This window comes from Pseudomonas sp. RIT-562 (genome assembly GCF_026241895.1).
GTDB lineage: Bacteria > Pseudomonadota > Gammaproteobacteria > Pseudomonadales > Pseudomonadaceae > Aquipseudomonas > Aquipseudomonas mandelii_F.
The window spans coordinates 73263-86182 of sequence record NZ_JAPJIV010000028.1; the positions used below are offsets into that span (position 1 = coordinate 73263).

At 59.9% G+C, this 12920-nt stretch carries 10 protein-coding genes; 6 read left to right on the forward strand and 4 right to left on the reverse strand.

What is annotated here, in order from left to right; all coding sequences use genetic code 11:
• Complete coding sequence (locus tag ORL50_RS25985) at nt 1-360, reverse strand: PilZ domain-containing protein (RefSeq protein WP_266019221.1); 360 nt, start codon at nt 358-360, stop codon at nt 1-3.
• Between the two features lie 235 nt (nt 361-595).
• A complete protein-coding gene (locus ORL50_RS25990; protein ID WP_266019223.1) occupies nt 596-970 on the reverse strand; it encodes a tetratricopeptide repeat protein in 375 nt (124 codons plus the stop codon).
• Nucleotides 971-1127: 157 nt separating this feature from the next.
• Here ORL50_RS25990 and pyk point away from each other — a divergent pair, with 157 nt between their 5' ends.
• From pyk to ORL50_RS26005, 3 genes are all read left to right on the forward strand, one after another.
• Nucleotides 1128-2579, forward strand: coding sequence for a pyruvate kinase (gene pyk / locus ORL50_RS25995; protein ID WP_122840121.1), 1452 nt, complete (start codon nt 1128-1130; stop codon nt 2577-2579).
• A 183-nt stretch (nt 2580-2762) separates the two neighbouring features.
• On the forward strand, nt 2763-4028 hold the full coding sequence (locus tag ORL50_RS26000) for a hypothetical protein (RefSeq protein WP_266019225.1): 1266 nt from the start codon (nt 2763-2765) through the stop codon (nt 4026-4028).
• 257 nt (nt 4029-4285) lie between these two features.
• Nucleotides 4286-5608 (forward strand): NHL repeat-containing protein, encoded by a 1323-nt coding sequence (locus ORL50_RS26005; RefSeq protein WP_266019227.1) that lies wholly within the window; start codon nt 4286-4288, stop codon nt 5606-5608.
• Nucleotides 5609-5705: 97 nt separating this feature from the next.
• Here the strand turns inward: ORL50_RS26005 and ORL50_RS26010 are convergent, their stop codons facing one another.
• Together ORL50_RS26010 and ORL50_RS26015 are read right to left on the reverse strand one after the other, a co-directional pair.
• Complete coding sequence (locus ORL50_RS26010; RefSeq protein ID WP_266019229.1) at nt 5706-6641, reverse strand: iron-sulfur-binding ferredoxin reductase; 936 nt, start codon at nt 6639-6641, stop codon at nt 5706-5708.
• Nucleotides 6634-7740 (reverse strand): GGDEF domain-containing protein, encoded by a 1107-nt coding sequence (locus ORL50_RS26015; protein WP_266019231.1) that lies wholly within the window; start codon nt 7738-7740, stop codon nt 6634-6636. The genes ORL50_RS26010 and ORL50_RS26015 overlap by 8 nt, the downstream gene beginning before the upstream one ends.
• Nucleotides 7741-8093: 353 nt before the next feature.
• Between ORL50_RS26015 and ORL50_RS26020 the strand changes: the two genes are divergently transcribed.
• The 3 genes from ORL50_RS26020 to ORL50_RS26030 all read left to right on the forward strand — a co-directional run bounded on the left by ORL50_RS26020 (nt 8094) and on the right by ORL50_RS26030 (nt 12808).
• Nucleotides 8094-9617, forward strand: coding sequence for a fumarate hydratase (locus ORL50_RS26020; protein ID WP_266019233.1), 1524 nt, complete (start codon nt 8094-8096; stop codon nt 9615-9617).
• 105 nt (nt 9618-9722) lie between these two features.
• Complete coding sequence (locus tag ORL50_RS26025) at nt 9723-11498, forward strand: ATP-binding protein (RefSeq protein WP_266019235.1); 1776 nt, start codon at nt 9723-9725, stop codon at nt 11496-11498.
• A complete protein-coding gene (locus ORL50_RS26030) occupies nt 11483-12808 on the forward strand; it encodes a sigma-54-dependent transcriptional regulator (protein ID WP_266019237.1) in 1326 nt (441 codons plus the stop codon). The genes ORL50_RS26025 and ORL50_RS26030 overlap by 16 nt, the downstream gene beginning before the upstream one ends.
• Nucleotides 12809-12920: the final 112 nt, after the last annotated feature.

Here is a 12920-nt window from a genome sequence, read left to right on the forward strand (position 1 = left end):
TCAGGCAGACGCCGGCATCGGCTGAAAACTGAAGTACTGCCTCAACGCGCTGACCAGATACCCGTATTCGACAGGCGCGCGCTGCAGGCTGAAACCGGCATCGTAATGATGGGGCGTCGCGTCTTCATGACACCACAGGCAGCAGCCGCGCACATCGATGATCTGCTGACCGCCATCTCCGGCCGGGATTTTGAGGCGCAAATCAAAGTCGGCGCCGACCATCATGGGCAACTGACTGATTAACATCAGCCCGTCCTCGGACACGTTGCCCAGGTAGCCGATGGGTTTGTCGGTCAAGCTATTGAACACTTGCAGAAAATACGGCAGCTGATGCCGTTCGATCCGGCGGTCGGTGAACATGCTGAATTCGCTATGCCAGGCTCTTAAGCAGAGCCGCACTAATGCTTCGGAACGAACCAGCCGAAAACAGCTGTGGCCCGCTCTCCCCGATCCTGGTGCGACAGTCCATGGACCGCTGCCGCCTACTTCTGCCGATCACAGGTGTGACGCCGGTCTGAAGACTGGGCTTCAAACTCGAGCCATTGGACTATAGCTCACCACCGCGGGTGAGCCAGGCTTTGGATGATAAGTGCAATCAGAAACGCGTAGGTCTCACCTGGGCTGCGCTACGCAGTGGATAATGCCCCAGTGATTGCAGGGTCTCCAGGCGGGCACGGGCGCGGAACGCGTATTCGCTTTGCGGGTACGATGCCAGGATGAATTGATAGGTTTGCGCCGCATCAACGAACAGCTTCTGACGTTCCAGGCACAATCCGCGCAACATCGATACTTCCGGCCATACATAAGACCGTGCGCGACTGGCGCGCTCGACTTTCGACAATTCGAGCGTCACTTGCTCGCAATTGCCACGGTCGTAGGCGCTGTAGGCGTTATTCAAATGGTGGTTCATCGACCAACGGGTGCAACCCGTGACGCTGAGGGCCAAGGCGGCTATGAGCACAAATCGCATGAGGGTTCTCCTGTCTTGAGCTCTGTATCGACCCGTTGGCGAAAATCTTCAGCAATGTTCGTTTCAGCAGACAAACGAATAAGTAGTGCACGGGAACAATGACTACAACCGAAGAGCATAGTAGCCTCACTCTGCGCTTGAACTCAGGAGTCTTTGCATGTCCGTCCGTCGTACCAAAATCGTCGCTACCCTTGGCCCGGCCAGTAACTCGCCGGAAGTTCTCGAACAGCTGATTCTGGCTGGCCTGGACGTCGCCCGCCTGAACTTTTCCCACGGCACCCCCGACGAGCACAAGGCTCGCGCGAAGCTGGTGCGAGACCTCGCTGCCAAGCACGGCCGCTTCGTCGCCCTGCTGGGTGACCTGCAAGGCCCGAAAATTCGTATCGCCAAATTCGCCAACAAGAAGATCGAGCTGAAGATCGGTGATCAATTCACCTTCTCCACCAGCCATCCCCTGACTGAAGGCAACCAGCAGATCGTCGGCATCGACTATCCGGACCTGGTCAAGGACTGCGGCGTCGGCGACGAGCTGCTGCTCGATGACGGTCGCGTGGTGATGCGCGTCGATACCGCCACCGCCACCGAACTGAACTGCACCGTGATCATCGGTGGCCCGCTGTCGGACCACAAAGGTATCAACCGTCGCGGTGGCGGCCTGACTGCACCGGCCCTGACCGAGAAGGACAAGGCCGACATCAAGCTGGCCGCTGAAATGGAGGTTGATTACCTCGCTGTTTCCTTCCCGCGCGACGCCGCGGACATGGAATACGCACGCCAACTGCGCGACGAAGCTGGCGGTACTGCGTGGCTGGTAGCGAAAATCGAACGCGCCGAAGCCGTAGCCGACGATGAAACCCTCGACGGCCTGATCAAGGCTTCCGACGCGGTAATGGTTGCCCGTGGCGATCTCGGCGTGGAAATCGGCGACGCCGAGCTGGTGGGTATCCAGAAGAAAATCATCCTGCACGCACGCCGTCACAACAAGGCCGTGATCGTGGCGACCCAGATGATGGAGTCGATGATCCAGAACCCGATGCCGACCCGCGCAGAAGTGTCCGACGTGGCCAACGCCGTGCTCGACTACACAGACGCCGTCATGCTGTCGGCTGAAAGTGCTGCCGGTCTGTACCCGCTGGAAGCCGTACAGGCCATGGCGCGCATCTGCATCGGCGCGGAAAAGCACCCGACCAGCAAGACCTCCAGCCACCGCATCGGCAAGGTCTTCGAAAGCTGCGACCAGAGCATCGCGCTGGCCGCCATGTACACCGCCAACCACTTCCCCGGCGTCAAGGCGATCATCGCCCTGACCGAAAGTGGCTACACGCCGTTGATCATGTCGCGCATCCGCTCCTCGGTGCCGATCTACGCGTTCTCCCCGCACCGCGAAACCCAGGCCCGCGCGGCCATGTTCCGCGGCGTCTACACCGTTCCGTTCGACCCGGCATCGTTGCCGCCTGAGCAAGTCAGCCAGGCGGCAATCGACGAGTTGCTCAAGCGCGGCGTAGTGGAGAAAGGTGATTGGGTCATCCTGACCAAAGGCGACAGCTACCACACAATTGGTGGCACTAACGGCATGAAGATTCTGCACGTTGGCGATCCAATGGTCTGAGATCTCAGCCAGTAAAAAGGCCTCCCGGTTCGCGCCGGGGGGCCTTTTTTATGCTTGGAATTCATGCCCCGCCGACTACCTGACAGATCTGCCAGTACCGCAAACACCTGCTGGAAGGCTCAATGACCTGGCCCCGCACTTATCCGGGAGCATGGATCTTCAACAATCAGCAGGGAGTAATACATGTCGACTCAAAACGTTATCGAAACACCACTCAAAGCGGGCGAACTGGACCCAGCCTATGGCAGCAATGGCTCGACGCTGGTGGATGGCTCAAACGTGGTCGCGCTCGCGATCTGGGCGAGTGAGGGGCCCGATAAAGGCAAAGTCGTGGGTGTCGCAAGTAAGGGCGCCCAATTCAAGTTGTTCCGACTCGAACTTAACGGCGTACTGGACAAGGGTTTTGGTACCGACAGAGAGGACGGGATTGCGACAGGCTACACCACCGGGAGCTTTGGTGATCCGGCAACTACCACTTCGACCGTCACTGACCTGATGCTTGTCGACGGCAAAATCGTCCTGACGGGGCGCGTTCGGGACAACCCGCCCCTAAGTCCAAACTATCCCGCCGCCGCGCGTTTCAAAGCTGCCGGAGCCCCTGACCTCACCTTTGGCCAAAGCGGCGTGTTCACATTCACCGAGCCTGCCCCTGTCACTGATAAAACCAGCAGTTCGGCGAAAAGTGCTGGCAGAAAACCCAAGTCTGGGAACATTCTTTTCGCGGTGAACAACAGCGGTATTACTCCTTATCGCGACTGGGGCCTGTTGATTCAACTGACGACAGAGGGCAACTTGGACCCAGCCTTCAATGATCGTGGTTATGTATTTTTCAAACACGGTGGCGAAAGCACTACGACTGTCTCCGCCGGCACTCAAGCCAATGGCAACATCATTGTCGCCGGATCGACCCCAACCAGTGGCTTTCTCGCAGGCTTCACGGCGGCGGGTAACCGTGACGATTCGTTCGGTATTGCAGGGTTCAGCACATTGCGCTCCAGCGAAGGCTCCATCGAGCTGCGCCGGCTGGTCCTGCAACCGGACCAGAAACCTGTGGCAATCGGCATGCTGAAAACTGGCACTTCTCCTACCTCGCGACACGGCTGGGTCGTCCGGACTCTCGCTGATGGTAAGGACGACGTCAGCTTCAATGGCGGCGCTGCCCATATCACACGGATCACGCTTCAGGGATCACAATGGAACACTGGCGGCGTCGATTCGACTGGCGCCATCGTGGTGGCAGGCGAGCTCAGCACCCGCGCGCTCAGCCTGGTGGGCCGGATTACTGCAGAAGGCCAGGCCGATCTGACATTTGGTGTAAATGGCGTATCAAATCCCCATGCTGCGGGTATGCCAAGCTACTCCGGCGCAATTGGCCTTCAGGCAGACAACAACATCGTTGTAGGCGCTCGAATCGGCAACCTGGCGTCGGTGACTCGCTTCCAAGGTTAATGCCCCGCTGAATAAAGAGCCCCGACATGCAGATGCCGGGGCTTTTTATTAGGCAATCGACATTTTCCAGTAGCAAAAAATTCTTCTGACCATCGAGCTCAACAAAACTCCACATACATCGAGATTCCAACTCTCGTCAGATTGTTACACTTGAATGGATAATACTGTCATTTATGACAGTACCTCTCAATCTCCTTGCTCCCGATAATCAATGCCTGCAATCCCTGCAGAAGTTGGCATATGCCAAGGAGAGAGCAATGTCCATTTCAGAATCAGCCGTATCAGCAAATATGGTGGGAAAGATCGATTTGGCCTTCGGGCTGAACGGCGTAGCGGCAATCGACATCCCTGGAGCGGCGACACAGCCAGTAGCGGTGATCAACGGTCCAGATGACAAGTTGTACGTATGCGGCACCGCAACATTCCAGAACGAATCGAAATTTTTTATCGCTGCATTGAGCGCGAACGGCGAGATAGTCCCTGAGTTCGGTAGCATGGGTTACGCGATCGGCGTTTTTCAGGAGGCCGAACATTCATTCGCTAATGCGCTTGAGCTCAAAGACAACAAGCTGTTGCTCGTGGGATCCTCCTACATTGGAACGGACCCGTATCCTGCAATGGCTCAATTTGACCTGATGGGAAACCTTGACACGACATTTGGCCAGAACGGCCAGGGTAAAATAGTCCACTTCATTCCCGGCCCGGCTATTGACTCCTCTAAACAGGAGTTGTCCCGCCCTTTCAAATCTGTCTCGCAAAACCCCAGCATCCAGAAACAATCATCAATGGGACTGGCTGACGGAAAAACCTTGCTGACACACTATTTTTTCAGGTTCGGCAGCCCCAGTTACGGTGTGCTCATTCGCACGCTTGCCAATGGATCACTGGATATTGATTTCAACTCAAGGGGTTATCTGGAAGTAATCGCTCCGGGATATGAAAACGGCCAGACGCAGATTGAAAGTGTGACCGTTGATTCAGACGGTCGATATGTAGTCTGCGGCGGTATCTCGGACCTCGGCTTCTCGCCGGTAAAAACGTTTTTTGCTCGTTTCAGCTCCGATGGCGCAGCCGACCCCACATTCGGCCCAGGCGGCTTTCGGGTTATCGCCGACCCGGACGACCTGCCCGGCGGTGTGAGGGCCGATGCGCTTATGTCTCTGGCGAATGGAGGGATTCTGGGTCTGGGCAGATCCGTGCATGATCCTTACGTTAGCCAACTGCTGCAATTGCAAGCAAGTGGTGAACTCGACACCGACTTCAACGACGGTAACCCACTGAATATGAGGCTGGCTGAAAGCAGCACACTGTGGCAAACGTTCACGCGCCAGGCAGACAGTAAGCTGGTGGTGGCAGGTGCAATCGACAAACAAAAAAACTCTTTCGTGTTCGACATCGTAGTCGCCCGCTTTGACCGGACTGGCAAGTTGGATTTGACGTTCAACGAACCCCTCGGCTGGGCACGTACGCGTTTAAGTACGCGTAATGACGGAGCCTATTCGGTAGTGCTGCAACGCGACAAAATTGTCGTCACCGGTGTTTCATCAAATAAAGGTGTAGTTGTGCGCTACCACGGCTGATCAGCTGGGTGGGGTTTTTCGATCAGATCAGTATTGGCCGGGCGTGCGATTACACCAACCCGGCCATCACCGAAATTAATCACGATTAAATCAAAACTCAACCACGAGGCAGGAACACGTCGGCCAGCGATTGGTTGCGCGGCAGCCCGGCCAGGTACAGGCGCCGGGCAAAGGCGTCGACGCTTTCGGGAGCGCCGCAAAGCAGGGCCTGGGTTTGCCGCGAAACCAGGCGCAATTGCGCCAGGGTCGTGGGCAACTCCGCCGGAGTCCAGAACTCGACATTGAGGTTCGAACGGCTGGCGGCCATAGCCTGCAGCGGCTTGGCCAGGTAGTGCTCATTGGCATCATGGGCCAGGTGTATGACGCGGATGGCTCCTTGGTGATCCTGCTGCAATGCTTCGCGCAGGATGCCAAACAAAGGCCCCAACCCCGTACCGGCAGCCATCAACCACAGCGGGCGCGCATGCCAGTCCAGGTCATAGTGCAACGCTCCGCCGCGCAATTCACCCAGACGGATCGAATCACCGATCTGCAACCGTCGAGCGGCATCGCTGAAGGCACCCGGCTGTCGGCAATCGAGGTGAAACTCCAGGAACCGATCCTCCTGAGGCAGGCTGGCCAGCGAATAGGGCCGCGCGACATGTCCCGCCCACAGCACCAGGTGCTGGCCGGCGCTATAGCGCAACGGTCGCTGCGGCACCAGGCGCAGACGCAATACATTGGCGCTGAGCCAATCGACCGCACTCACCTCGGCCGGGCGACCATCCTGCAGCGGATCGAAGGTATGCACCTGCAAATCCTCCACCACCTCGCACTGGCAGGCCAGCCGCCAGCCTTGCTGGCGCTGCTCGGGACTCAGGGCGTCGGGCCGGCTGTCGCTCGGCAGCCCTTTAAGGCATTGCACCAGACACGCATGACAACTGCCGGCACGGCAGCTGTAGGGTACGGACTCGCCGTTGCGGTTCAACGCGTCGAGCAGGTTGCTGCCCGGCGCGACCGACCACCGCCGCTCGCCCACCCGCAACTCAGGCATCGACGTTCTCCCAAGCCGCCGCGCAGCGATTGCGCCCGTCGCGTTTGGCGCGGTAAAGCGCCTGGTCAGCCCGGTGCAAGGCGTCATCCAGATCGTCACCCAGTTCTAGCAATGTCATGCCCGCCGACAGGCTGAGATGGCTGACGCTGATGCCGATCAACTCGACATCGGTAAAGGCGATACGCAAGCGCTCGCAACAGGAGGTCAGGCGCTCGGCATTGCAATCGGGCAACAGCACCACGAACTCTTCACCGCCATAACGGGCGAGCACGTCACCTTCGCGCAGACAGGCGCTGGCGACGGCGGCAAAGGCCTGCAGCACCTGGTCGCCGGCAGCGTGGCCGTGGACGTCATTGATGCGTTTGAAGTGATCGAGGTCGATCAGTGCCAGGCCATGCACGACACCTGCATCCATCGCATTCAACTCACGAGTGGCCAGGCGCAGGAAGTGCCGACGGTTGAACAGGCCGGTCAGTTCATCGGTGGCGACCAGGTTTTCGAGCTGGCGCATCATTCCGCGCAAGGTGTCCTGGTGCGCCTGCAAGGCAAAGCGGCGCTGGCGCATACGTTGTCGCGAGGCCTGGACATAGCGGGCGTAGAACACCAGCCAGACCAGGACGATGAACAACAGGCAGACCTGCAGGACGGCCAGCGCCGGATCAGCCAGCTGGAAATGGTAAGCGTCCCATAGCGTGATGGCGCTGAAACTGAAGAACACCAGAAGCGCGCATCGAATAAATGCGTATCGCGACAGATGGAACAGGCCAAACAGCAGGATTAACAGATAGAAGACCAGGAACGTGCCGCGAGCATCGTCCAGGTGGGCAATCAGCCAGGTTTGCCAGCCCAGCCCCAAGAGCACTTGCGCTTCGGTCAGGCTGGGGTCCGGAAGACGCAGGTTGCGGCCGCTGTAGAAAAATCCGAACAGGGTCACTTGGCTGATGATCACCAGCACACTGCCAATGGCGACGCTGGCAAACGGTGCATTGTAATGTCCGGTAAAAAAAGCCAGCCACAGTAGCAGCAAGGCCAGGGCATAGGTACCGGCGGCGAGGGCGAAGCGTTTGAGTAAAAGTCGTTGGATGGCGTTATGGGTCAATCGTTGACTCACCGTGCGAAAAAAACGCTGTTTGAGTGTCCTACTCTACAGTCCGGATGCCACTTTAGTGGCGAGCCTGATAAATGACCAATCAATTCTAAGCTCGAAAAACTGACGTCAAAACCATGACTCGATTTGAGCGTAATCCGGCACCCCTTTGGCAGCTGCAGCCAATGCGACCAACGAATGACCTCTGGCGGGTGTTTACCAAACCGAGGCGCGGTATACTGCCGCGCCTTTTTAGCGTCGCGCCAGCAGCCCCGGCGTGCCTTGAAAGGTGCTTGCAACCGACCGATGCACCCAAGCTGCAAGCACCTTATTGAATGTTCCCGTCTTTAAGAGGAGCGCGACTCATGACCGTGATCAAGCAAGACGACCTGATTCAGAGCGTTGCCGACGCCCTGCAGTTCATTTCCTATTACCACCCCGTGGATTTCATCCAGGCGATGCACGAAGCCTACCTGCGCGAAGAATCGCCAGCGGCCCGTGACTCCATGGCGCAGATCCTGATCAACTCGCGCATGTGCGCCACCGGCCACCGCCCGATCTGCCAGGACACCGGCATCGTCACCGTGTTCGTGCGCGTGGGCATGGACGTGCGTTGGGATGGCGCCACCATGGGCCTGGACGACATGATCAACGAAGGCGTACGTCGCGCCTACAACCTGCCGGAAAACGTCCTGCGCGCTTCGATCCTCGCCGATCCGGCGGGCGCTCGCAAGAACACCAAGGACAACACCCCGGCCGTTATCCACTACTCCATCGTCCCGGGTAACACCGTGGAAGTGGACGTGGCGGCCAAGGGCGGCGGTTCCGAGAACAAGTCGAAAATGGCCATGCTCAACCCGTCCGACTCGATCGTCGACTGGGTGCTCAAGACCGTTCCGACCATGGGCGCCGGCTGGTGCCCACCGGGCATGCTCGGCATCGGCATCGGCGGCACCGCCGAGAAAGCTGCCGTCATGGCCAAGGAAGTGTTGATGGAATCCATCGACATTCACGAGCTGAAGAAGCGCGGCCCGTCCAACCGTATCGAAGAGATGCGCCTGGAGCTGTTCGAGAAGGTCAACCAACTGGGCATTGGCGCCCAGGGCCTGGGTGGCCTGACCACCGTGCTCGACGTGAAGATCATGGACTACCCGACCCACGCCGCTTCGTTGCCGGTGTGCATGATCCCGAACTGCGCCGCCACCCGTCACGCGCACTTCGTATTGGATGGCTCCGGCCCGGCAACCCTGGAAGCGCCACCGCTCGATGCCTACCCGGAAATCGTCTGGGAAGCCGGCCCGTCGGCCCGTCGCGTCAACCTCGACACCCTGACCCCGGAAGAAGTGCAGAGCTGGAAGCCGGGCGAAACCGTGTTGCTCAACGGCAAGATGCTCACCGGTCGCGACGCTGCGCACAAGCGCATGGTCGAGATGCTGAACAAGGGTGAAACCCTGCCGGTAGACCTGAAAGGTCGCTTCATCTACTACGTCGGCCCGGTTGATCCGGTGCGCGAAGAAGTAGTGGGCCCTGCCGGTCCGACCACCGCCACGCGGATGGACAAGTTCACCCGGCAGATCCTCGAGCAAACCGGCCTGCTGGGCATGATCGGCAAATCCGAGCGTGGCCCGACCGCGATCGAAGCGATCAAGGACCACAAGGCTGTGTACCTGATGGCTGTCGGCGGCGCGGCCTACCTGGTGGCGCAAGCCATCAAGAAATCCCGCGTGGTGGCTTTCGCCGAACTGGGCATGGAAGCGATCTACGAGTTCGACGTGAAAGACATGCCAGTGACTGTTGCGGTAGACAGCAAGGGCGAGTCGGTACACATCACCGGTCCTGCCATCTGGCAGAAAAAGATCAGTGAAAGCCTGGCGGTAGAAGTGCAGTAAGCATTTCAGACACGTCTGGCAAAGGCGACAGGGGCCATGCTCCTGTCGCCTTTTTTATGGCTCATGCTATGGTGCGCGCCCACCGTCCCTAGTGTAACGCCCAGCATGTTCGAGTCATCTCGCCCCCTGCGCCTGACGCTCTACGCCTTCGTTATCGTTGCCGGCGCTGTCATTGCAGCCACCCTGGCCATGCGCCACGCCGAACGCCAGGCGCTGGTGGAGGACGCTGCCCGCGCGAATCAGCAACTGGGCTTGTATGCGACCTCGTTGCACACCCTGATCGAACGCTACCGTGCCCTGCCCGCCGTGCTGGCCCTGGACCCGGAGTTGCGCTCGGCCCTAGACGGGCCAGTGACCGCAGAACAGCAGGACCTGCTCAACCGCAAGCTGGAACAAATCAACGGCGCCGCCGAGTCGTCGACCCTGGAGCTGCTCGATCACACCGGCCTCGCCGTGGCCGCGAGCAACTGGCGCCTGCCCAGTAGCTATGTCGGGCACAATTATGGTTTTCGACCTTACTTCAGTCAGACCCGTACCTTGGGCTCCGGGCGCTTCTATGCAGTGGGGGTAACCAGTGGGATTCCCGGTTACTTCCTGTCCAGCGCGGTGACTGCCGACGATGGGCGATTTCTCGGGGCCATGGTGGTCAAGCTCGAATTTCCCGAGCTGGAGCGGGAATGGCGCCAGGGCAGCGATACCTTGCTGGTCAGCGATGCGCGCGGGGTGATCTTCATCGCCAACCAGCCGGGCTGGCGTTATCGCTTGCTCAAACCGCTGAATGACAACGATCGTGCAGAACTCCAGGCTACCCGCCAGTACGACAAGCAGCCCCTGACGCTGCTGGACTACCAGCCCCTGCAAAATTTCGACGAAGATAGCGACCTGGTGCGGGTAGACGGCCCGGACGGCAATGTCCAATACCTGTGGGAATCCCTGCCCCTGGCCGCCGAGGGCTGGACCCTGCACCTGTTGCGCCGCCCGCAGATATCCTTCGAAGATAGCCGCACTGCCGCCCTGGCTGCGGCTGGATCATGGTTGGCGCTGGTGTTCCTGTTGCTGTTTCTCAACCAGCGCTGGCGCCTGGCGAAGATGCGCCAACGCAGTCGCGAAGAGCTCGAACGCCTGGTGGAGGAGCGCACTCGTGACCTGCGCACCGCCCAGGACGGCCTGGTGCAATCGGCCAAGCTCGCGGCCCTCGGCCAGATGTCCGCAGCCCTGGCCCACGAAATCAACCAACCGCTGACGGCCCAGCGCATGCAGCTGGCAACCTTGCGCCTGTTGCTCGACCACGGTCGGGTGGATGACGCTTATAAGGCACTCAAGCCGGTGGACGACATGCTCACGCGCATGGCCGCCCTCACCGGCCACCTGAAAACCTTTGCCCGCAAAAGCCCCAGCGGCCTGCGAGAACGCCTGGACCTGGCGACCGTGGTGGATCAGGCATTACAACTGCTTGAAACTCGCCTGCGCGATGAGCAGGTCAGCACGGTGCTGCACCTGACGCGCCCGGCCTGGGTGCGAGGTGACTCGATTCGCCTGGAGCAGGTGCTGATCAACCTGTTGCGCAATGCCCTCGACGCGATGCACGACAAACCTTGCAAGCGCCTGGAAATTCGCCTGGAAGAGGATGAGCAGCTGTGGCGCCTGATCGTGTCGGATAACGGCGGTGGCATAGCCGAAGAACACCTGAGCAAAGTCTTCGATCCGTTTTTCACCACCAAACCCGTCGGTGATGGCCTCGGTATCGGCCTGGCCGTATCCTTTGCCATCGTGCATGAATCCGGTGGACGACTGAGCGCGGACAACCTCGGCAACGGCGCGGCGTTCACCCTCACCTTGCCGATCGACCTGGAGGCTCAAGGCCCATGCTCAACTCAGTAATCGTCGTCGACGACGAAAGCAGCATTCGCAGCGCCGTCGAGCAATGGTTGAGCCTGTCAGGCTTCGAAGTGCAATTGTTCAGTCGCGCCGAAGAGTGCCTGGCGCAGCTGCCCGAGCACTTTGCCGGAGTGATTCTCAGCGACGTGCGCATGCCCGGCATGAGCGGCCTGGAGCTGCTGGCCGAAGTGCAGCGGCGCGATGCCGACCTGCCGGTGATCCTGCTGACCGGCCACGGCGATGTTCCGATGGCCGTGGACGCAATGCGCGACGGTGCCTACGACTTCCTCGAAAAACCTTTCAGCCCCGAGACATTGCTGGGCAGCCTGCGCCGCGCCCTCGACAAGCGCCGCCTAGTGCTGGAGAACCGCGCCCTGCATGAACTGGCCGACAACCGCGCCAAGCTGGACACCACCCTGCTGGGTGTGTCCCGGGGATTGCAGACATTGCGAAGGCAGGTGCTGGATCTGGCGGCATTGCCGGTCAATGTGTTGATCCGCGGTGAAACCGGCAGTGGCAAGGAGCTGGTGGCCCGCTGCCTGCACGACTTCGGGCCACGGGCCGGGAAGCCCTTTGTGGCGCTCAACTGCGCGGCGATCCCCGAGCAACTGTTCGAAGCCGAACTGTTCGGCCACGAAAGTGGCGCGTTCACTGGCGCCCAGGGCAAGCGCATCGGCAAGCTGGAGTACGCCGACGGCGGCACGCTGTTCCTCGATGAAATCGAAAGCATGCCGTTAGCCCAGCAGGTGAAATTACTGCGAGTGCTGCAGGAGCAGAAACTCGAGCGCCTGGGTTCCAACCAGAGCATCCGCGTAGACCTGCGGATCATCGCCGCGACCAAGCCTGACTTGCTGGACGAAGCCCGGGCCGGACGTTTCCGCGAAGACCTGGCCTATCGCCTGAACGTTGCCGAGCTGCGCCTGCCGCCCCTGCGCGATCGGCGTGAAGACATTCCGCTGCTGTTCGAGAACTTTGCCCAGAGTGCTGCCGAGCGTCTGGGCCGCACGTTCCCGCCGCTGACGGGGGCACAGCTCAGCCACTTGTTGAGTCACGACTGGCCGGGCAACGTCCGCGAACTGGCCAACGTCGCCGAGCGCCAGGTGTTGGGGCTGGATGAGCCGGTAACGGCGGCCAGTGAACCAGCCCAATCATTGGCGGCTCGCCAGGAGGCTTTCGAAGAGCATTGCCTGCGTGCGGCGTTGACCCGGCACAAGGGTGATGTGAAGGCGGTGCTCGAAGAGTTGCAGCTGCCGCGTCGGACCTTCAACGAAAAGATGCAGCGGCATGGGCTTACTCGCGAGATGTTCTTGTAGGTTGCGTGGTGGCGCCATCGCGAGCAGGCTCACTCCTACAGGTGATCAAACACAATTCCCTGTAGGAGTGGGCCTGCTCGCGATGAGGCCAGTCCGGCCAATGCAAACGCCG